The sequence below is a fragment of the Pseudomonas sp. PDM10 genome (assembly GCF_014852295.1).
Lineage (GTDB): Bacteria > Pseudomonadota > Gammaproteobacteria > Pseudomonadales > Pseudomonadaceae > Aquipseudomonas.
In genome coordinates this window covers 21,797-41,874 of sequence record NZ_JACVBJ010000008.1, presented here as the reverse complement: position 1 = coordinate 41,874, position 20,078 = coordinate 21,797, and the positions used below count along the sequence as shown (strand labels likewise).

The window sequence follows — 20,078 nt, the reverse complement described above, 5'->3', positions numbered from 1 at the left end:
TTACTGACTGGATAGCTGCTTTTTAAAACGGAATATCGTCATCAAAGCTGTCGAAATCCGGAGCCGGTTGCGGAGCAGCCTGCTGTGGAGCCGGAGCCTGACGCGATTGTTGCGGTGCTGCCGACTGCTGCGGACGCGGAGCCTGTTGGCGTGGGGCTGGAGCGGACTGCTGGTAGTTGTTGCCCCCGCCTTGTTGGTCGCCCTGCTGTGGACGGCCGCCCAACAGCTGCATGGTGCCTTGCATGTCGACCACGATTTCAGTGGTGTAACGCTTGATACCGTCTTTTTCCCACTCGCGGGTCTGCAGCTTGCCTTCGATGTAGACTTGCGAACCTTTACGCAGGTACTCGCCGGCGATTTCGGCCACTTTGCCGAACATCGACACACGGTGCCATTCGGTCTTCTCGACCTTCTGACCGGTTTGCTTGTCGGTCCACTGTTCGCTGGTCGCCAGACTCAGGTTGGTCACGGCGTTACCGTTAGGCAAGTAGCGAACTTCGGGATCCTGGCCGCAAGTGCCGACCAATATGACTTTGTTAACCCCACGGGCCATAACGTTCTCCTAGGCTACGCACGCTGCCCCGGCCGGGTTGTTCACCAGGCGCTCAAGGGTGGTGCGATCCAATAGTTCTGTGTCCAATTTGATGTAAATCGCCGCTTCATCAGCAACGATCACCGCATCTGTTACCCCTACGACGGCCTTCAGGCGCTCAACCAGACCCGCTTCGCGGATCGCCTCGGGCGACAACGGCAAGCGCAGGCTCGTGACATAAGGTGGTTCGCGCATGGTAACAGCAAAGGCCAGCCAGAGGGCAGCCAGGCCGGCGCATCCAAGGAATACAACCGACAAACCGCCATGCTGGAACAGCCAACCGCCGAGGATGCCACCGAGCGCCGAGCCAAGGAACTGGCTGGTGGAATAAACCCCCATCGCCGTGCCTTTGCCGCCTGCCGGTGAAACCTTGCTGATCAGCGATGGTAGAGAAGCTTCCAGCAAGTTGAACGCGGTAAAGAACACCACCGTTCCGATCACCAGAGCTCGCAAGCTATCGCCGAACTGCCAGAAGAATAGCTCAGTGAGCATCAGCGTCGTGACGGAACCGAGTAAAACTCGTTTCATTTTGCGTTTCTTCTCGCCGTAGATAATGAACGGGATCATGGCGAAGAAGGAAATCAGCAGCGCGGTCAGGTACACCCACCAATGCTGCTCTTTGGGCAGCCCGGCTTTTTCGACCAGCGCCAACGGCAACGCAACGAAGCTCGACATCAACATCGCGTGCAACACAAAAATGCCCAGGTCCAGACGCAGCAGGTCCGGGTGCTTGAGCGTCGGTATCAGCGCCTGGCGCGCAACACCGGACTCGCGGTGCTGCAACGGCCCGGTCGAGCGCGGCACCATGAACATCACGATCACGATGCCGAACAGCGCCATGCCGCCCGTGGCGAGGAACAATCCGGAGAGGCCGAAGGCGCGGGTCAGCAACGGTCCTACAACCATCGCGACAGCGAACGACAGACCGATCGTCATGCCAATCATGGCCATGGCTTTGGTCCGATGCTGTTCACGGGTCAGGTCTGACAGCAACGCCATCACCGCCGCGGAAATCGCCCCGGCGCCTTGCAGGATTCGTCCGGCGATCACGCCCCAGATCGAATCGGCATTGGCCGCCAGCACGCTACCGAGGGCGAAGACGATCAGCCCCAGGTAAATCACCGGACGACGGCCGATGCGGTCAGAAATGAAGCCGAAAGGAATCTGGAAGATCGCCTGGGTCAGGCCGTAAGCGCCAATCGCCAGCCCGATGAGGGCCGGGGTCGCACCTGCCAGATCCATCCCATAGGTCGCCAGAACCGGCAACACCATGAACATGCCAAGCATACGGAAGGCGAACACCAGGGCCAGACCGCTTGCCGCGCGGGTCTCACTGCCACTCATGCGTTCGCTGTGGGGATCGTGCATGGAAAAACCTCATGTGAACCGGCGGCGATTCTACCAGTCCCATCGATTGACGGGGTATATCGCGACGCTTTGACGCGCTCTGCTGACAGACTCTTCATGTAAGGCTGCAACCCGCTCATTCGATAGTGTGCATCCATCCAGTATTTGGCCGTATACTCCTACGTTTTCGACGCCCGCCGAGCGAGGCCACTTTGGACAAGATCCTGATTCGTGGGGCCCGAACCCACAACCTGAAGAACATCGACCTGACCCTGCCACGGGACAAACTGATCGTCATCACCGGCCTGTCCGGATCCGGCAAATCGTCCCTGGCGTTCGACACGCTATACGCCGAAGGCCAGCGCCGCTACGTCGAATCGTTGTCGGCGTACGCCCGGCAATTTTTGTCGATGATGGAAAAACCTGACGTCGACACCATCGAAGGATTGTCGCCAGCCATTTCCATCGAACAGAAGTCGACCTCGCACAACCCGCGTTCGACGGTCGGCACCATCACCGAAATCTACGACTACCTGCGCCTGCTGTATGCCCGCGTGGGTATTCCGCGTTGCCCGGATCACGACATTCCGCTGGAAGCGCAGACCGTCAGCCAAATGGTCGACCTGGTCCTCGCCCAACCGGAGGGCAGCAAACTCATGCTGCTGGCCCCGGTGATCCGCGAGCGTAAAGGCGAACACCTTTCGGTCTTCGAAGAACTGCGCGCCCAGGGCTTTGTGCGAGCCCGGGTCAACGGCAGGCTCTGCGAACTGGACGAGTTGCCGAAGCTGGATAAGCAGAAGAAGCACTCGATCGATGTGGTGGTCGACCGCTTCAAGGTGCGCGCCGACCTGCAACAGCGCCTGGCCGAGTCGTTCGAGACCGCGCTGAAGCTGGCAGACGGCATCGCCCTGGTCGCACCAATGGACGACGAGCCCGGCGAAGAAATCATCTTCTCCGCGCGCTTCGCCTGCCCGATCTGCGGTCATGCCATCAGCGAGCTGGAACCCAAGCTGTTCTCCTTCAACAACCCGGCTGGCGCTTGCCCGACTTGCGATGGCCTGGGGGTCAAGCAATTCTTCGACATCAAGCGATTGGTCAATGGCGAACTGACGCTCGCAGAAGGCGCGATTCGTGGCTGGGACCGGCGCAACGTCTATTACTTCCAGATGCTCGGCTCATTGGCATCCCACTACAAGTTCAGCCTCGAAGTACCCTTCAACGAACTGCCGGCCGATCAGCAGAAGTTCATCCTGCACGGCAGCGGGTCGCAGAACGTTGACTTCAAATACCTGAACGACCGTGGCGACATCGTCAAACGCTCGCACCCGTTCGAAGGCATCGTGCCGAACCTGGAACGCCGCTACCGCGAAACCGAGTCCGCCTCGGTGCGTGAAGAGCTGGCCAAGTTCCTCAGCACCCAGCCTTGCCCGGATTGCCGCGGTACTCGCCTGCGGCGTGAGGCGCGGCATGTGTGGGTGGGCGAGAAGACGCTACCGGCGGTGACTAATCTGCCGATTGGCGATGCCTGTGAATACTTCGGCGTGCTGAAGCTCACTGGCCGTCGCGGCGAAATTGCCGACAAGATTCTCAAGGAAATTCGCGAGCGACTGCAGTTCCTGGTCAACGTTGGCCTGGACTATTTGTCGCTGGATCGCAGTGCCGACACGTTGTCCGGTGGTGAAGCGCAGCGTATCCGTCTGGCCAGCCAGATCGGCGCAGGCCTGGTGGGCGTTCTGTACATTCTCGACGAACCGTCAATTGGTTTGCACCAGCGGGACAACGATCGGCTGCTCGGCACCCTCAAGCACCTGCGGGACATCGGCAACACGGTGATCGTGGTCGAGCACGACGAAGATGCGATTCGCCTGGCTGACTACGTGGTGGATATCGGTCCGGGCGCAGGTGTACACGGCGGGCACATTGTCGCCGAAGGGACGCCAGCCGAAGTCATGGCTCATCCAGATTCACTGACCGGCAAATACTTGTCGGGCCGGGTGAAGATTGCAGTCCCGGCCAAACGCACGCCGCGTAACAAGAAGTTGTCGCTGTCCCTCAAGGGCGCCCGTGGCAACAACTTGCGCAATGTCGATCTGGACATTCCAATCGGCCTGCTGACCTGTGTAACCGGCGTGTCCGGTTCGGGCAAGTCGACGCTGATCAACAACACCCTGTTCCCGCTTAGCGCTACGGCATTGAACGGTGCGACGACGCTCGAAGCGGCCGCTCACGACAGCATCAAAGGCCTGGAGCATCTTGATAAGGTTGTCGACATCGACCAGAGCCCCATCGGTCGAACGCCACGCTCCAACCCGGCGACCTACACCGGGTTGTTCACACCGATTCGCGAACTGTTCGCCGGTGTGCCGGAGTCCCGCTCCCGCGGTTATGGTCCTGGACGCTTCTCCTTCAACGTGAAGGGCGGACGTTGCGAAGCGTGTCAGGGCGATGGCCTGATCAAGGTGGAAATGCACTTCCTGCCGGACATCTATGTCCCATGCGACGTCTGCAAGAGCAAGCGCTACAACCGCGAAACCCTGGAGATCAAGTACAAGGGCAAGAACATCCACGAAACCCTCGAGATGACAATCGAGGAAGCGCGGGTGTTCTTCGACGCGGTTCCGGCCCTGGCGCGCAAGCTTCAGACGCTGATGGATGTCGGCCTGTCGTACATCAAGCTCGGGCAATCAGCGACCACGCTGTCAGGTGGCGAAGCCCAGCGGGTGAAGCTGTCCCGTGAACTGTCCAAGCGCGATACCGGCAAGACGCTGTATATCCTCGATGAGCCGACAACCGGCCTGCATTTCGCAGATATCCAGCAGCTGCTCGACGTACTGCATCGTCTGCGCGACCACGGTAATACCGTGGTGGTGATCGAGCACAACCTGGACGTGATCAAGACCGCCGACTGGTTGGTGGACCTCGGGCCGGAAGGTGGTTCCAAGGGTGGCCAGATCATTGCCGTCGGTACGCCGGAAGAAGTGTCCGAGATGAAGCAATCGCATACCGGCTTCTACCTTAAGCCGCTGCTGGCTCGCGACAAAGCCTGAATCAGGCCCACGAAAAAGCCCCTGTCACTTCATCAGTGACAGGGGCTTTTTTGTGTCTTGTGTCTGTAGGAGCAAAGCTTGCTCGCGATGGCGATTTTGAGGACGCCATCGCAGGCAAGCTGTGCTCCTACAAAGCAGAATCAGGCGTGGGATTGCAGGTAGTTCTCGAGACCGATCAACTTGATCAGCCCCATCTGCTTTTCAAGCCAGTAGGTGTGGTCTTCTTCGGTGTCATGCAATTGAACCCGCAGCATCTCGCGGCTGACATAGTCCTTGTGCTGCTCGCAGAGCTCGATGCCCTTGCAAAGAGCGGCGCGGACTTTGTATTCCAGTCGCAGGTCAGCGGCGAGCATGTCCGGCACGGTAGTGCCGACATCAAGGTCGTCCGGACGCATGCGCGGCGTGCCTTCGAGCATCAGAATCCGACGCATCAGGGCATCAGCGTGCCCGGCCTCTTCTTCCATCTCGTGGTTGATACGTTCGTAGAGCTTGGTGAAACCCCAGTCCTCATACATCCGCGAATGGACGAAATATTGATCACGCGCCGCCAATTCGCCGGTCAGCAACGTGTTGAGGTAATCGATTACGTCTGGGTGGCCTTGCATCGCCCTACATCTCCCTGCTTGAAAGTCTGTAGTCTGAACCAAGCAGACTGTTTGGTCACTCTGCCTACGCGATAAAAGCGAAGATATTCTGAGAAAAGTGGTTTAAATAACGCAAAAACCGCCCTAATGAGGGCGGTTCTGCTTCTCGTTTAGACTTCGTTAAGCTGTACGCCCAACGCCTTTGCGATTGCTTCTCCATACGCCGGGTCGGCCTTGAAGAAGTGCTGTAGTTGACGATCAACCACGTCGCCGGAAACCCCTGCCATTGCACCAGCAATGTTGTTTATCAGCAGCGTTTTCTGCGCATCGCTCATCAGACGGAACAGCGCACCCGCGTGGCTGTAGTAGTCAGTATCATCGCGATGATCGTAACGATCAGCCGCACCACTCAGCGTCAGCGCTGGCTCTGCATAGCGAGGCGCTTGTTTCGGCGATTCGATGTAGCTGTTCGGCTCGTAGTTAGGTGTCGCACCGCCATTGCTGCCAAACGCCATCGAACCGTCGCGCTGATAGCTGTTCACCGGACTGCGAGGTGCGTTCACCGGCAGCTGCTGGTGGTTGGTGCCAATGCGGTAGCGGTGAGCATCGGCGTAAGCGAACACTCGACCTTGCAGCATGCGGTCAGGCGACAAACCGACACCTGGGACCATGTTGCTCGGCCCGAACGCCGCTTGCTCGACCTCAGCAAAATAGTTCTGCGGGTTGCGGTTAAGCTCCAACTCGCCCACTTCGATCAGCGGAAACTCTTTTTGCGACCAGGTCTTGGTCACGTCAAACGGGTTCTCGTAGTGCGCTGCGGCCTGAGCCTCGGTCATGATCTGGATGCACACGCGCCATTTCGGAAAATCACCGCGCTCGATCGCGCCGAACAGATCACGCTGTGCGTAATCGGGATCGGTACCAGCTAGGCGCGCCGCATCTGCCGGAGTCAGGTTTTTGATCCCTTGCTTGGTCTTGTAGTGCCACTTCACCCAGTGACGTTCGCCATTGGCGTTAATCAGACTGTAGGTGTGGCTGCCGAAGCCGTGCATGTGACGGTAGCCATCGGGGATGCCACGGTCCGAGAACAGAATGGTGACCTGGTGCAACGCCTCAGGTGAGTGCGACCAAAAGTCCCACATCATTTGCGCGCTTTTCAGATTGCTTTGCGGCAGACGTTTCTGGGTATGAATAAAGTCCGGGAATTTCAACGGATCGCGGATGAAGAACACTGGCGTGTTGTTGCCGACGATGTCCCAGTTGCCTTCTTCGGTGTAGAACTTCAGTGCGAAACCACGTGGATCGCGCTCGGTGTCAGCCGAACCACGCTCACCGCCCACGGTGGAAAACCGCAGGAAGGTTGGGGTTTGCTTGCCGACAGACTCAAACAGTCTGGCGCTGGTGTACTCGGTGATGTCCCGAGTGACGGTGAACGTACCGTAAGCACCCGAACCTTTGGCGTGTACGCGGCGCTCAGGAATGTTTTCGCGGTTGAAGTGAGCAAGTTTCTCGATCAGGTGAAAGTCGTCGAGCAGCAGTGGGCCACGAGGACCGGCGGAACGAGAATTCTGGTTATCAGCGACAGGAGCGCCACTGGCGGTGGTAAGGGTTTTATTTGGGCTCATGCGATATCTTCCTTTGTCAGTCTTTCCTACTGCCGGCTAATCGGCTGAGACGGAGTATTGACCATCACCATGACACCATCAAATTCATTAAATTGTGAGAATCGATAGATAAATACTAATGAAGCTTTATCGCCTGGGCTTTTTGATACTTTTCGAGCGCGCACAAAAAACCGGGCACTAGGCCCGGTTCTTCGTTTCAGACTGACGTCTTACTCAGCGGATACAGCTTCACCACCGGCAGGACGATCAACCAACTCGACGTACGCCATAGGCGCGTTGTCGCCAGTGCGGAAGCCGCACTTGAGGATGCGCAGGTAGCCACCCTCACGGGTAGCGTAACGCTTGCCCAGGTCGTTGAAGAGCTTACCAACGATAGCTTTCGAACGAGTACGGTCGAAAGCCAGACGGCGGTTAGCCAGGCTGTCTGTCTTGGCCAAAGTGATCAGCGGCTCAGCAACGCGACGCAGTTCTTTAGCTTTCGGCAGTGTAGTTTTGATCAGCTCGTGCTCGAACAGCGACACTGCCATGTTTTGAAACATGGCCTTGCGGTGCGAGCTAGTGCGGCTCAGGTGACGACCACTTTTACGATGACGCATGGTTCATTCCTTACCAAACACAACGTTCGGTGATTACGACGATCAGGCAGTCGCCTTGTCGTCCTTCTTAAGACTTGCAGGCGGCCAGTTGTCGAGGCGCATGCCGAGGGACAGACCGCGGGAGGCCAGAACGTCCTTGATTTCAGTCAAGGATTTCTTGCCAAGGTTCGGAGTCTTCAACAGCTCTACTTCGGTACGCTGAATCAGGTCACCGATGTAGTAGATGTTTTCCGCCTTAAGGCAGTTAGCCGAACGTACAGTCAGTTCCAGATCGTCAACCGGGCGAAGCAGGATCGGATCGATCTCGTCTTCCTGCTCGACAACCACTGGCTCACTGTCACCTTTGAGGTCGACGAACGCAGCCAACTGCTGTTGCAGAATGGTTGCAGCGCGGCGAATAGCCTCTTCAGGATCCAGAGTACCGTTGGTTTCCAGATCAATAACCAGCTTGTCCAGGTTAGTACGCTGCTCGACACGGGCGTTTTCCACCACGTATGCGATACGGCGAACCGGGCTGAACGAAGAGTCAAGCTGCAAGCGACCGATGCTGCGGCTTTCGTCTTCATCGCTCTGACGCGAGTCTGCCGGTTCATAACCACGACCACGAGCTACGGTGAGCTTCATGTTCAGGGCGCCGTTAGACGCCAGGTTAGCGATTACGTGATCGGGGTTAACGATCTCGACATCATGATCCAGCTGAATATCGGCAGCGGTAACCACCCCCGAACCCTTCTTCGACAAGGTCAGCGTAACTTCGTCACGGCCGTGCAGCTTGATAGCCAGACCTTTAAGGTTCAACAGGATTTCAATTACGTCTTCCTGTACACCTTCGATGGCGCTGTACTCATGGAGCACACCGTCAATCTCGGCCTCGACTACTGCGCAGCCGGGCATTGAGGACAACAGGATGCGGCGCAGCGCGTTGCCCAGGGTGTGGCCAAAACCACGCTCGAGAGGCTCGAGAGTGATCTTGGCGCGGGTTGGACTGACAACCTGCACATCAATATGGCGGGGTGTCAGGAACTCATTTACCGAAATCTGCATGGATGCACCTATTTTCTAGCCCTTACTTGGAGTAGAGCTCGACAATCAGGCTTTCGTTGATGTCGGCGGACAGATCACTGCGAGCTGGAACGTTCTTGAAAACGCCCGACTTCTTCTCAGTGTCTACTTCTACCCATTCTACGCGGCCACGTTGGGCACACAGATCGAGAGCTTGGACAATGCGAAGTTGGTTCTTTGCTTTCTCGCGAATCGCGACCACGTCACCAGCACGAACCTGGTACGACGGCACGTTTACGGTCTGACCGTTAACGCTTACGGATTTGTGCGATACCAGCTGACGGGATTCGGCACGAGTAGAGCCAAAACCCATACGGTATACAACGTTGTCCAGACGGCATTCGAGCAGTTGCAACAGGTTTTCGCCAGTTGCACCTTTCTTGCCAGCAGCTTCTTTGTAGTAGCCGCTGAATTGACGCTCGAGAACGCCGTAGATACGACGGACCTTCTGCTTTTCACGCAGTTGGGTGCCGTAATCGGACTGGCGACCGCGGCGTTGGCCGTGGATACCAGGTGCTGCTTCAATGTTGCACTTCGATTCGATCGCGCGCACGCCGCTCTTCAAGAAGAGATCGGTGCCTTCGCGACGAGCGAGTTTGCATTTTGGACCAATGTAACGAGCCATTCTTTACAATCTCCTGGATTACACGCGGCGCTTCTTCGGCGGACGGCACCCGTTGTGCGGGATTGGCGTCACGTCGGTGATGCTGGCGATCTTGTAGCCACAGCCGTTCAAAGCGCGGACTGCAGATTCACGACCTGGGCCTGGACCTTTGACGTTGACGTCGAGGTTTTTCAGGCCGTATTCCAGCGCAGCTTGACCAGCACGTTCAGCAGCTACTTGAGCAGCAAACGGGGTGGACTTGCGGGAACCGCGGAAACCCGAACCACCGGAGGTAGCCCAGGAAAGAGCGTTACCTTGACGGTCGGTGATGGTCACGATTGTGTTGTTAAAAGACGCGTGGATGTGGGCGATGCCATCAACCACTGTCTTTTTGACTTTTTTACGAGGACGAGCAGCAGGTTTAGCCATGATTAATTTCCTGTCGATTCGCTGGGGCGATTACTTGCGGATCGGCTTACGCGGACCTTTACGGGTACGCGCGTTAGTCTTGGTACGCTGACCGCGTACTGGAAGACCACGACGATGACGCAGACCGCGATAGCAACCGAGGTCCATCAAACGCTTGATTTTCATGTTGATTTCGCGACGCAGGTCACCTTCAGTGGTGAACTTCGCCACTTCGCCACGCAGCTGTTCAATCTGCTCGTCGCTCAGATCTTTGATCTTTGCGGCTGGGTTTACCCCAGTCACTGCACAGATCTTCTGTGCAGTAGTGCGACCAACACCATAGATGTAGGTCAGCGAGATAACAGTATGCTTGTTATCTGGAATGTTAACGCCTGCAATACGGGCCATTCAGTGGGACTCCAATTGACAGCTACCTACGCCCCGGAAGCCAAGAAATAGGGCGCGAGATAATATCGCTGTAATAACAAATAATCAACCCGGTAGCGCACTAGCTACCGGGCTTGAAGCACAATCACACTCAGCCTTGGCGCTGTTTGTGACGCGGTTCCGCGCTGCAAATTACTCGAACAACACCTTCGCGGCGAATAATCTTGCAGTTACGGCACAGCTTTTTCACCGATGCACGAACTTTCATCACCAACTCCTCGAACCTTATGGGTACTCAGCGCAACATGCCGCTGCCGTAACCCTTCAGGTTGGCTTTCTTCATCAGGGATTCGTACTGGTGCGAAACGAGGTGCGATTGTACTTGGGACATGAAGTCCATCACAACCACGACGACGATCAGCAACGAGGTCCCGCCAAGGTAGAACGGTACGTTTGCTGCAACCACCAGGAACTGGGGCAGCAAGCACACGGCCGTCATGTAAAGAGCACCGAACATGGTCAAGCGAGTCAGAACGCCATCAATGTAGCGCGCAGACTGCTCACCTGGACGGATGCCCGGAATAAAGGCACCGGACTTCTTCAGGTTTTCCGCTACGTCTTTCGGATTGAACATCAACGCCGTATAGAAGAAGCAGAAGAAAATAATCCCTGCACTAAACAGCAGAATATTCAACGGCTGACCAGGAGCGATCGACTGCGAGATGTCCTGCAACCAGCCCATACCTTCAGACTGGCCGAACCAGGCACCCAACGAAGCCGGGAACAGCAAAATGCTGCTCGCGAAAATGGCCGGAATAACACCGGCCATGTTCACCTTCAGCGGCAAGTGGCTAGTCTGCGCAGCAAAGACCTTGCGGCCCTGCTGACGCTTGGCGTAGTGAACAGCAATACGACGCTGACCACGCTCAATGAACACCACGAAACCGATAATCGCTACTGCCAGCAAACCGATGGCAACCAGGGCGAAGATGTTGATATCACCCTGACGCGCAGACTCGAAAGACTGCCCGATCGCTCTCGGAAGACCGGCGACGATACCCGAAAAAATCAACATCGAGATACCGTTGCCAACACCACGCTCAGTAATCTGCTCACCCAGCCACATCATGAACATCGCACCAGCCACAAAAGTGGATACCGCGACGAAATGGAAGCCAAAGTCACCAGTGAACGCAACGCCCTGCCCCGCCAGACCAATGGACATGCCAATTGCCTGAACGAGAGCGAGAACGACAGTGCCGTAGCGGGTGTACTGGCTGATCTTGCGACGGCCAGCTTCACCTTCCTTCTTCAACTGTTCCAGCTGCGGGCTCACGGCGGTCATCAGCTGCATGATGATCGATGCCGAAATGTACGGCATGATCCCCAGTGCAAAGATGCTCATCCGTTCCAGCGCGCCGCCGGAAAACATGTTGAACAAGCTAAGAATGGTCCCCTCATTCTGTCGAAACAGGTCCGCGAGTCGGTCCGGGTTGATACCTGGAACCGGGATGTGTGCGCCTATTCGGTAGACGATAATCGCCAGGAACAGAAAACGCAGACGAGCCCAGAGTTCAGACATACCGCCTTTGCCGAGCGCAGAGAGAGCACCTTGCTTAGCCATTTATTCCTCGAACTTGCCGCCAGCTGCTTCGATAGCCGCACGCGCACCTTTGGTGGCGCCGATTCCCTTTCCGATGGTGACAGCGCGAGTAACTTCGCCGGACAGCATGATTTTCACACGCTGAACGTTGACGTTGATCACGTTGGCATCTTTCAAGGACTGCACGGTGACGATGTCGCCTTCCACTTTAGCCAGCTCGGACAAACGCACTTCTGCGCGATCCATGGCTTTCAGGGAAACAAAACCGAATTTCGGCAGGCGACGATGCAGCGGCTGTTGACCGCCTTCAAAGCCTGGAGCAATGGTGCCACCGGAGCGGGAGGACTGACCTTTGTGGCCACGGCCACCGGTCTTGCCCAAACCACTACCGATACCACGGCCCGGACGATGCTTTTCGCGACGGGAACCCGGCGCTGGACTCAGATCATTGAGTTTCATCGATTAACCCTCGACACGCAGCATGTAGTAAGCCTTGTTGATCATCCCGCGATTCTCGGGAGTATCAAGTACTTCTACAGTGTGACCGATGCGACGCAGACCCAGACCCTTAACGCACAATTTGTGGTTAGGGATGCGGCCGGTCATGCTTTTGATCAGCGTAACTTTTACGGTAGCCATGATCAGAAGATCTCCTTGACGCTTTTGCCACGCTTGGCGGCAATGGATTCAGGAGACTGCATAGCTTTCAAACCTTTGAAAGTGGCGTGAACCACGTTTACCGGGTTAGTCGAGCCGTAGCACTTGGCCAGAACGTTCTGAACGCCAGCAACTTCGAGGACAGCACGCATAGCGCCGCCAGCGATGATACCGGTACCTTCAGAAGCAGGCTGCATGTACACCTTCGAAGCGCCGTGACCGGACTTCATTGCGTACTGCAGAGTGGTGCCGTTCAGATCAACTTGGATCATGTTGCGGCGAGCAGCTTCCATTGCCTTCTGGATCGCAGCAGGCACTTCACGCGACTTGCCACGGCCGAAGCCAACACGCCCTTTACCATCACCAACCACGGTCAACGCGGTGAAAGTGAAGATACGGCCGCCTTTAACGGTTTTGGCTACGCGGTTAACTTGAACCAGCTTCTCGATGTAGCCTTCGTCGCGCTTTTGGTCGTTATTTGACATAACTTAGAACTCCAGCCCAGCTTCACGAGCAGCATCAGCCAGCGCCTTGACGCGGCCGTGGTACTTGAAGCCAGAGCGGTCGAAAGCCACCTGCGAGACGCCAGCGGCTTTAGCACGCGTAGCGACCAGCTGGCCAACCTTAGTGGCCGCGTCGATGTTGCCAGTGGCGCCATCACGCAGTTCTTTATCCAAAGTCGAGGCAGATGCCAGGACTTTGTTGCCGTCGGCCGAAATGACCTGGGCGTAAATGTGCTGCGACGAGCGGAACACGCAGAGACGCACGACTTCTAGTTCGTGCATTTTCAGGCGTGCTTTGCGAGCGCGACGCAGTCGAGTAACTTTTTTGTCGGTCATTTGCTATGCCCTACTTCTTCTTGGCTTCTTTACGACGGACGACTTCGTCCGCGTAGCGCACACCTTTGCCTTTGTACGGCTCTGGTGGACGGAAGTCGCGGATCTCGGCGGCCACTTGACCTACCAGCTGCTTATCGATACCCCGGATCAGGATGTCGGTTTGGCTAGGAGTCTCAGCGGTGATGCCTTCCGGCAGTTCATAATCCACTGGGTGCGAGAAGCCAAGAGCCAGGTTCAGCACTGTGCCTTTTGCTTGCGCTTTGTAACCAACACCGACCAGCTGGAGCTTGCGCTCGAAGCCTTGGCTTACGCCTTGGACCATGTTGTTTACCAACGCACGAGTGGTACCAGCCATTGCGCGAGTTTGTTGATCGCCATTGCGAGCAGCGAAACGCAGCTCACCAGCTTCTTCAACGATCTCAACGGACGAATGGATGTTCAGTTCGAGAGTGCCCTTGGCACCCTTCACCGAAAGCTGTTGGCCTGCGAATTTGACTTCGACACCGGCTGGCAGCTTAACGGGGTTCTTAGCGACGCGTGACATGCTTATCCCCCCTTAGAACACAGTGCAAAGAACTTCGCCGCCGACACCGGCAGCGCGCGCAGCACGATCCGTCATCACACCTTTGTTGGTGGAGACGATAGACACACCGAGACCGCCACGAACTTTTGGCAGATCATCGACGGACTTGTACTGACGCAGGCCTGGACGGCTAACGCGCTTCACTTCTTCGATGACCGGACGGCCTTCGAAGTATTTCAGCTCGATAGACAGCAGTGGTTTGATTTCGCTGCTGATCTGATAACCCGCAATGTAACCTTCGTCCTTCAGGACTTTGGCAACAGCTACCTTCAAAGTAGAAGATGGCATGCTTACGACGGACTTTTCAGCCATCTGGGCATTACGGATTCGAGTTAGCATGTCCGCTAACGGGTCCTGCATACTCATGGGCTAGACGCTCCTAATACAAAAAAATTAGCCTTGCGGCTACTACTTGTCGCCGAGCTCATCCATGCGGAAAAAGCACGGGCTCAGGCGAGCCGGGTATTCTAGACACACCCCACAAATGAATCAAGCCCCAAAAGGGGCTTGATTCAAGTTCAAGGTCACCGGTGGTCAGGATCTTGCGATCCCGAACACCGAGACTTTGATAGTGCTTACCAGCTGGCTTTAACCAGACCAGGTACGTCACCACGCATTGCAGCTTCACGCAGTTTGTTACGGCCAAGGCCGAACTTGCGGTAAACGCCGTGTGGACGACCGGTCAGGCGGCAGCGGTTACGCATGCGCGAGGCGCTTGCGTCACGTGGCTGCTTCTGCAGAGCTACTGTAGCTTCCCAACGCGCTTCTGGACTTGCGTTCAGATCAACGATGATAGCTTTCAGTGCTGCACGCTTTTTGGCGTACTTGGCAACCGTGAGCTGACGCTTCAGCTCGCGGTTTTTCATGCTCATCTTGGCCATTTTCCTACTCCAATCAGTTGCGGAACGGGAATTTGAAAGCACGCAACAGGGCGCGACCTTCGTCATCGTTCTTGGCAGTGGTGGTCAGGGTAATGTCCAGACCGCGGAGAGCATCGATCTTGTCGTAGTCGATTTCCGGGAAGATGATCTGCTCTTTAACGCCCATGCTGTAGTTACCACGACCATCGAAGGACTTGGCATTCAGGCCGCGGAAGTCGCGAACCCGAGGCAGGGAGATCGACAGCAGACGATCCAGGAACTCGTACATACGCTCACGGCGCAAGGTCACTTTGACGCCGATCGGCCAACCTTCACGGACTTTAAAGCCAGCGATGGATTTCCGAGCGTAGGTCACAACGACTTTCTGGCCGGTGATCTTTTCCAGGTCGGCAACAGCGTGCTCGATGACTTTTTTGTCACCGACCGCTTCGCCCAGACCCATGTTCAGGGTGATTTTTGTAACGCGTGGAACTTCCATCACGTTCGAAAGCTTAAGTTCTTCCTTAAGCTTCGGTGCGATTTCCTTCCAGTAAATCTCTTTTAGTCGTGCCATGGTCTTCTACCTAGCAGTGTTCAAGCATCAACCGCTTTTTGGGTCGACTTGAAGACACGAATTTTCTTGCCGTCTTCTACTTTGAAACCAACGCGGTCAGCCTTGTTGGTTTCGCCGTTGAAAATGGCGACGTTAGAAGCGTCCAGTGGAGCTTCTTTTTCGACGATACCGCCTTGTACGCCCGACGCCGGGTTAGGCTTGGTATGACGCTTAACCAGGTTCAGACCACCAATAACCAGACGGTTATTAGCGAGAACCTTAAGCACCTTACCGCGCTTACCTTTGTCTTTGCCGGCGATCACGATGATCTCGTCGTCACGACGAATCTTTTGCATGTCGGATCTCCTTACAGCACTTCTGGGGCGAGCGAGACGATCTTCATGAACTTCTCAGTACGAAGTTCACGGGTCACTGGCCCAAAGATACGGGTGCCGATCGGCTCTTGCTTGTTGTTCAGAAGAACAGCAGCGTTGCCATCAAAGCGGATAATGGAGCCATCAGCACGACGTACGCCGTGACGAGTGCGGACTACAACAGCAGTCATCACTTGGCCTTTTTTCACTTTACCGCGAGGAATTGCTTCCTTCACGGTAACTTTGATGATGTCACCGATACCAGCGTAACGACGATGGGAGCCACCCAGCACCTTGATGCACATAACACGGCGAGCGCCACTGTTATCGGCCACATCGAGCATGGATTGAGTCTGAATCATATAATTTCTCCGACCCCTAGTCCTTAGACTTCCACAGCGCGTTCGAGAACATCAACCAATGCCCAAGACTTGGTCTTGGCCAGCGGACGAGTTTCACGAATAGTGACTTTGTCGCCGATGTGGCACTGATTGGTTTCGTCGTGCGCGTGCAGCTTAGTCGAACGCTTAACGTATTTACCGTAGATCGGGTGCTTAACGCGACGCTCGATCAGAACGGTGATGGTTTTGTCCATCTTGTCGCTGACAACACGGCCAGTCAGCGTACGGACAGTTTTTTCGGCTTCAGCCATGATTACTTACCTGCCTGCTGGTTAAGCACAGTCTTCACGCGAGCGATGTCACGTTTAACTTGCGAGAGCAGATGAGACTGCCCCAACTGGCCAGTTGCTTTCTGCATACGCAGATTGAACTGGTCGCGCAGCAGGCCGAGCAGTTGCTCGTTCAGCTGCTGTGCGGATTTTTCACGAAGTTCATTCGCTTTCATCACATCACCGTCCGTTTAACAAAGGCGGTGGCGAGCGGCAGCTTTGCAGCAGCCAGGGCAAAAGCCTCACGCGCCAGCTCTTCAGTAACACCCTCGATTTCATACAGGACTTTGCCTGGCTGAATCTGGGCAACCCAGTACTCCACACTACCCTTACCTTTACCCATCCGAACTTCGAGTGGCTTTTTGGAAATAGGCTTGTCCGGGAATACACGGATCCAGATCTTGCCGCCACGTTTAACGTGACGGGTCAGAGCACGACGCGCTGACTCGATCTGACGAGCGGTGAGACGACCACGAGCTACAGACTTCAGCGCGAACTCGCCGAAGCTGACTTTGCTACCGCGCTGAGCCAGACCACGGTTGTGGCCTGTCATCTGCTTGCGGAACTTCGTACGCTTTGGTTGCAACATTTGGCGTACCCCTTACTTAGCAGCTTTTTTACGAGGCGCTGGTGCTTGTGGCTTCAGTTCTTCTTGGCGACCACCAATTACTTCGCCTTTGAAGATCCAAACCTTTACACCGATCACACCATAAGTGGTGTGAGCTTCGTAGTTGGCATAGTCGATGTCGGCACGCAGGGTGTGCAGTGGCACACGACCTTCGCGATACCATTCAGTACGTGCGATTTCAGCACCGCCGAGACGACCGCTCACTTGGATTTTGATGCCTTTGGCACCAATGCGCATGGCGTTCTGTACAGCGCGCTTCATAGCGCGACGGAACATTACGCGACGCTCCAGCTGCTGAGCTACGCTCTGCGCAACCAACATACCGTCGAGCTCCGGCTTGCGGATTTCTTCGATATTGATGTGCACAGGCACACCCATTTGTTTGGTCAGGTCCTGACGCAGTTTCTCAACATCTTCACCTTTCTTCCCGATAACGATACCTGGACGAGCGGTGTGGATGGTGATACGTGCAGTTTGAGCCGGACGATGGATATCGATACGGCTTACGGACGCGCTTTTTAGTTTGTCTTGGAGATACTCACGCACCTTCAGATCAGCGAACAAATAGTCCGCATAAGTCCGACCGTCTGCGTACCAGACGGAGGTGTGCTCCTTGACGATTCCCAGGCGAATGCCAATGGGATGTACTTTCTGACCCATCTCTTCGACTCCGTTACTTGTCAGCAACCTTGACAGTGATATGGCAAGACCGCTTGACGATGCGATCAGCACGGCCTTTGGCACGTGGCATGATTCGCTTCAGCGAACGCCCTTCGTTGACGAAAACGGTGCTGACTTTAAGGTCATCAACGTCTGCGCCTTCGTTATGCTCGGCGTTGGCTACGGCCGACTCCAGCACTTTCTTCATGATCTCGGCGGCTTTCTTACTGCTGAAAGCCAACAGGTTGAGCGCTTCGCCCACCTTCTTCCCGCGGATCTGGTCGGCGACCAAGCGGGCTTTCTGGGCGGAGATTCGAGCGCCCGACAACTTAGCGGCTACTTCCATCGTTCCTTACCCCTTAACGCTTGGCTTTCTTGTCTGCCACGTGCCCACGATATGTGCGGGTACCGGCAAACTCGCCCAGTTTGTGGCCGACCATGTCTTCGTTCACGAGAACTGGAACATGTTGACGACCGTTATGAACTGCAATGGTCAAACCGACCATTTGTGGCAGGATCATCGAACGACGCGACCAGGTTTTAACTGGTTTGCGATCGTTCTTTTCCGCCGCCACTTCGATCTTCTTCAGTAGGTGAAGATCAATAAAAGGACCTTTTTTCAGAGAACGTGGCACTGTCGTATCCCTCTATTTACTTGCGACGACGGACGATCATTTTGTCGGTACGCTTATTACCACGAGTCTTCGCGCCCTTAGTCGGGAAGCCCCATGGCGATACCGGATGACGACCACCAGAGGTACGACCTTCACCACCACCATGTGGGTGGTCAACCGGGTTCATGGCAACACCACGAACGGTTGGGCGAACGCCACGCCAGCGTTTGGCACCAGCTTTACCCAGCGAACGCAGGCTGTGCTCGGAGTTCGAGACCTCACCCAGAGTCGCGCGGCATTCAGCCAGCACTTTACGCATCTCACCAGAACGCAGACGCAGGGTCACGTAGACACCTTCACGAGCGATCAGCTGAGCCGAAGCACCAGCGGAACGAGCGATTTGCGCGCCTTTACCTGGCTTCAATTCGATGCCGTGTACGGTGCTACCAACTGGAATGTTACGCAGTTGCAGAGCGTTGCCCGGCTTGATCGGCGCCAAGGCACCTGCGATCAGCTGGTCACCAGCACTCACGCCTTTAGGGGCGATGATGTAGCGACGCTCGCCATCTGCGTACAGCAGCAGAGCGATGTGAGCAGTACGGTTTGGATCGTATTCAATACGCTCGACAGTGGCAGAGATGCCATCTTTGTCGTTGCGACGGAAATCGACCAGACGATAATGCTGCTTATGGCCACCACCGATGTGACGAGTGGTAATACGACCATTGTTGTTACGACCACCAGTCTTCGATTTTTTCTCGAGCAGCGGTGCGTGAGGAGCGCCTTTATGCAGCTCCTGGTTGACCACCTTGACCACAAAACGGCGGCCAGGGGAAGTCGGTTTGCATTTAACGATTGCCATGATGCACCCCTTCCTTACTCAGCACTGCTGCTGAAATCGAGATCTTGGCCTGGCTGAAGGGAGATAACTGCCTTCTTCCAGTCATTACGCTTGCCCAGACCGCGAGCAGTGCGCTTGCTCTTACCCAGAACATTCAGGGTAGTAACACGCTCTACTTTCACGCTGAACAGGCTTTCGACGGCCTTCTTGATTTCCAGCTTGGTTGCGTCAGTTGCAACCTTGAAAACGAACTGGCCTTTCTTGTCAGCCAGAACCGTAGCCTTCTCGGAAACGTGCGGGCCAAGCAGAACTTTAAATACGCGTTCCTGGTTCATCCCAGCAGCTCCTCGAATTTCTTCACGGCCGACACGGTGATCAACACCTTGTCGTATGCGATCAGACTAACTGGATCGGAACCTTGCACGTCACGTACATCAACGTGTGGCAGGTTACGAGCAGCCAGGTACAGGTTCTGATCAACCACTTCAGACACGATCAAGACGTCAGTCAGGCCCATGCCGGTCAGTTTGTTCAGCAGATCTTTGGTCTTCGGTGCATCAACAGCGAAGTCCTGAACCACAACCAGACGATCAGTACGCACCAGCTCAGCAAGGATGGAACGCATTGCTGCGCGATACATCTTCTTGTTCAGCTTCTGGGTGTGATCCTGAGGACGAGCTGCGAAAGTGGTACCGCCGCCACGCCAGATTGGGCTACGGATAGTACCGGCACGAGCACGGCCAGTACCTTTCTGACGCCATGGGCGCTTACCGCCACCACGAACGTCGGAACGGGTCTTTTGCTGCTTGCTACCTTGACGGCCGCCGGCCATGTAGGCCACGACTGCTTGGTGAACCAGCGTCTCGTTGAATTCGCCGCCAAATGTCAGTTCGGAAACTTCGATCGCTTGAGCGTCATTTACATTTAATTGCATGTCAGCTTCC

General features: G+C 55.8%; 31 protein-coding genes. 1 reads left to right on the top strand and 30 read right to left on the bottom strand.

Going from position 1 to position 20,078, the window contains the following annotated elements:
• Positions 1–22: 22 nt before the first annotated feature.
• Together IB252_RS26305 and IB252_RS26300 are read right to left on the bottom strand one after the other, a co-directional pair.
• On the bottom strand, positions 23–553 hold the full coding sequence (locus IB252_RS26305; protein ID WP_008145505.1) for a single-stranded DNA-binding protein: 531 nt from the start codon (positions 551–553) through the stop codon (positions 23–25).
• Positions 554–562: 9 nt separating this feature from the next.
• Positions 563–1,960: an MFS transporter gene (locus IB252_RS26300; RefSeq protein ID WP_008145504.1), complete on the bottom strand. Its 1,398-nt coding sequence runs from the start codon at positions 1,958–1,960 to the stop codon at positions 563–565.
• 191 nt (positions 1,961–2,151) lie between these two features.
• Here IB252_RS26300 and uvrA point away from each other — a divergent pair, with 191 nt between their 5' ends.
• Positions 2,152–4,986, top strand: a complete 2,835-nt coding sequence (gene uvrA, locus IB252_RS26295; RefSeq protein WP_092277418.1) for an excinuclease ABC subunit UvrA — start codon at positions 2,152–2,154, stop codon at positions 4,984–4,986.
• 140 nt (positions 4,987–5,126) lie between these two features.
• Here uvrA and bfr read toward each other — a convergent pair whose 3' ends face one another.
• The 28 genes from bfr to rplD all read right to left on the bottom strand — a co-directional run bounded on the left by bfr (position 5,127) and on the right by rplD (position 20,068).
• Positions 5,127–5,591: a bacterioferritin gene (bfr, locus tag IB252_RS26290; protein WP_007896795.1), complete on the bottom strand. Its 465-nt coding sequence runs from the start codon at positions 5,589–5,591 to the stop codon at positions 5,127–5,129.
• Between the two features lie 149 nt (positions 5,592–5,740).
• A complete protein-coding gene (locus IB252_RS26285) occupies positions 5,741–7,195 on the bottom strand; it encodes a catalase (protein WP_192410769.1) in 1,455 nt (484 codons plus the stop codon).
• A gap of 209 nt (positions 7,196–7,404) precedes the next feature.
• The gene (gene rplQ, locus IB252_RS26280; protein ID WP_008145500.1) at positions 7,405–7,791 is read right to left on the bottom strand and encodes a 50S ribosomal protein L17; all 387 of its coding nucleotides are present in this window, start codon (positions 7,789–7,791) and stop codon (positions 7,405–7,407) included.
• A gap of 42 nt (positions 7,792–7,833) precedes the next feature.
• On the bottom strand, positions 7,834–8,835 hold the full coding sequence (locus IB252_RS26275; protein WP_003186012.1) for a DNA-directed RNA polymerase subunit alpha: 1,002 nt from the start codon (positions 8,833–8,835) through the stop codon (positions 7,834–7,836).
• Positions 8,836–8,857: 22 nt separating this feature from the next.
• A complete protein-coding gene (gene rpsD, locus IB252_RS26270) occupies positions 8,858–9,478 on the bottom strand; it encodes a 30S ribosomal protein S4 (RefSeq protein ID WP_003210056.1) in 621 nt (206 codons plus the stop codon).
• 18 nt (positions 9,479–9,496) lie between these two features.
• Positions 9,497–9,886, bottom strand: a complete 390-nt coding sequence (gene rpsK / locus IB252_RS26265) for a 30S ribosomal protein S11 (protein WP_002555466.1) — start codon at positions 9,884–9,886, stop codon at positions 9,497–9,499.
• A gap of 30 nt (positions 9,887–9,916) precedes the next feature.
• Positions 9,917–10,273, bottom strand: a complete 357-nt coding sequence (rpsM, locus tag IB252_RS26260) for a 30S ribosomal protein S13 (protein WP_003186020.1) — start codon at positions 10,271–10,273, stop codon at positions 9,917–9,919.
• Between the two features lie 130 nt (positions 10,274–10,403).
• Positions 10,404–10,520: a 50S ribosomal protein L36 gene (gene rpmJ, locus IB252_RS26255; protein WP_002555468.1), complete on the bottom strand. Its 117-nt coding sequence runs from the start codon at positions 10,518–10,520 to the stop codon at positions 10,404–10,406.
• 27 nt (positions 10,521–10,547) lie between these two features.
• Positions 10,548–11,876 (bottom strand): preprotein translocase subunit SecY, encoded by a 1,329-nt coding sequence (gene secY / locus IB252_RS26250; protein ID WP_003228718.1) that lies wholly within the window; start codon positions 11,874–11,876, stop codon positions 10,548–10,550.
• On the bottom strand, positions 11,877–12,314 hold the full coding sequence (gene rplO, locus IB252_RS26245; RefSeq protein WP_007896782.1) for a 50S ribosomal protein L15: 438 nt from the start codon (positions 12,312–12,314) through the stop codon (positions 11,877–11,879).
• Between the two features lie 3 nt (positions 12,315–12,317).
• A complete protein-coding gene (rpmD, locus tag IB252_RS26240) occupies positions 12,318–12,494 on the bottom strand; it encodes a 50S ribosomal protein L30 (RefSeq protein ID WP_003186033.1) in 177 nt (58 codons plus the stop codon).
• A gap of 2 nt (positions 12,495–12,496) precedes the next feature.
• Entirely contained in the window at positions 12,497–12,997 is a 501-nt protein-coding gene (gene rpsE, locus IB252_RS26235; RefSeq protein ID WP_007943782.1) for a 30S ribosomal protein S5, read from the bottom strand.
• Between the two features lie 3 nt (positions 12,998–13,000).
• Complete coding sequence (gene rplR, locus IB252_RS26230; RefSeq protein WP_003186037.1) at positions 13,001–13,351, bottom strand: 50S ribosomal protein L18; 351 nt, start codon at positions 13,349–13,351, stop codon at positions 13,001–13,003.
• Between the two features lie 10 nt (positions 13,352–13,361).
• Positions 13,362–13,895, bottom strand: coding sequence for a 50S ribosomal protein L6 (gene rplF, locus IB252_RS26225; protein ID WP_007896774.1), 534 nt, complete (start codon positions 13,893–13,895; stop codon positions 13,362–13,364).
• A 12-nt stretch (positions 13,896–13,907) separates the two neighbouring features.
• Complete coding sequence (gene rpsH, locus IB252_RS26220; RefSeq protein ID WP_003186040.1) at positions 13,908–14,300, bottom strand: 30S ribosomal protein S8; 393 nt, start codon at positions 14,298–14,300, stop codon at positions 13,908–13,910.
• A 209-nt stretch (positions 14,301–14,509) separates the two neighbouring features.
• The gene (gene rpsN, locus IB252_RS26215) at positions 14,510–14,815 is read right to left on the bottom strand and encodes a 30S ribosomal protein S14 (protein WP_003176414.1); all 306 of its coding nucleotides are present in this window, start codon (positions 14,813–14,815) and stop codon (positions 14,510–14,512) included.
• A 13-nt stretch (positions 14,816–14,828) separates the two neighbouring features.
• A complete protein-coding gene (gene rplE, locus IB252_RS26210; RefSeq protein WP_003176415.1) occupies positions 14,829–15,368 on the bottom strand; it encodes a 50S ribosomal protein L5 in 540 nt (179 codons plus the stop codon).
• Between the two features lie 20 nt (positions 15,369–15,388).
• On the bottom strand, positions 15,389–15,703 hold the full coding sequence (gene rplX, locus IB252_RS26205; RefSeq protein ID WP_008145498.1) for a 50S ribosomal protein L24: 315 nt from the start codon (positions 15,701–15,703) through the stop codon (positions 15,389–15,391).
• A gap of 11 nt (positions 15,704–15,714) precedes the next feature.
• Positions 15,715–16,083: a 50S ribosomal protein L14 gene (rplN, locus tag IB252_RS26200; protein WP_002555479.1), complete on the bottom strand. Its 369-nt coding sequence runs from the start codon at positions 16,081–16,083 to the stop codon at positions 15,715–15,717.
• A gap of 23 nt (positions 16,084–16,106) precedes the next feature.
• Positions 16,107–16,373, bottom strand: coding sequence for a 30S ribosomal protein S17 (gene rpsQ / locus IB252_RS26195; RefSeq protein WP_003176419.1), 267 nt, complete (start codon positions 16,371–16,373; stop codon positions 16,107–16,109).
• A gap of 2 nt (positions 16,374–16,375) precedes the next feature.
• On the bottom strand, positions 16,376–16,567 hold the full coding sequence (gene rpmC, locus IB252_RS26190) for a 50S ribosomal protein L29 (RefSeq protein WP_002555481.1): 192 nt from the start codon (positions 16,565–16,567) through the stop codon (positions 16,376–16,378).
• Entirely contained in the window at positions 16,567–16,980 is a 414-nt protein-coding gene (rplP, locus tag IB252_RS26185; protein WP_008145497.1) for a 50S ribosomal protein L16, read from the bottom strand. Before rplP ends, rpmC begins: the two co-directional genes overlap by 1 nt.
• Positions 16,981–16,992: 12 nt before the next feature.
• Positions 16,993–17,679, bottom strand: coding sequence for a 30S ribosomal protein S3 (gene rpsC / locus IB252_RS26180; protein WP_003176422.1), 687 nt, complete (start codon positions 17,677–17,679; stop codon positions 16,993–16,995).
• A gap of 13 nt (positions 17,680–17,692) precedes the next feature.
• Complete coding sequence (gene rplV / locus IB252_RS26175) at positions 17,693–18,025, bottom strand: 50S ribosomal protein L22 (RefSeq protein WP_003103908.1); 333 nt, start codon at positions 18,023–18,025, stop codon at positions 17,693–17,695.
• A 13-nt stretch (positions 18,026–18,038) separates the two neighbouring features.
• The gene (rpsS, locus tag IB252_RS26170) at positions 18,039–18,314 is read right to left on the bottom strand and encodes a 30S ribosomal protein S19 (RefSeq protein WP_002555486.1); all 276 of its coding nucleotides are present in this window, start codon (positions 18,312–18,314) and stop codon (positions 18,039–18,041) included.
• 16 nt (positions 18,315–18,330) lie between these two features.
• Positions 18,331–19,155, bottom strand: coding sequence for a 50S ribosomal protein L2 (gene rplB / locus IB252_RS26165; RefSeq protein WP_003176423.1), 825 nt, complete (start codon positions 19,153–19,155; stop codon positions 18,331–18,333).
• A 14-nt stretch (positions 19,156–19,169) separates the two neighbouring features.
• The gene (rplW, locus tag IB252_RS26160; RefSeq protein ID WP_002555488.1) at positions 19,170–19,469 is read right to left on the bottom strand and encodes a 50S ribosomal protein L23; all 300 of its coding nucleotides are present in this window, start codon (positions 19,467–19,469) and stop codon (positions 19,170–19,172) included.
• Positions 19,466–20,068, bottom strand: a complete 603-nt coding sequence (gene rplD / locus IB252_RS26155) for a 50S ribosomal protein L4 (RefSeq protein ID WP_007896707.1) — start codon at positions 20,066–20,068, stop codon at positions 19,466–19,468. Before rplD ends, rplW begins: the two co-directional genes overlap by 4 nt.
• Positions 20,069–20,078 lie beyond the last annotated feature (10 nt).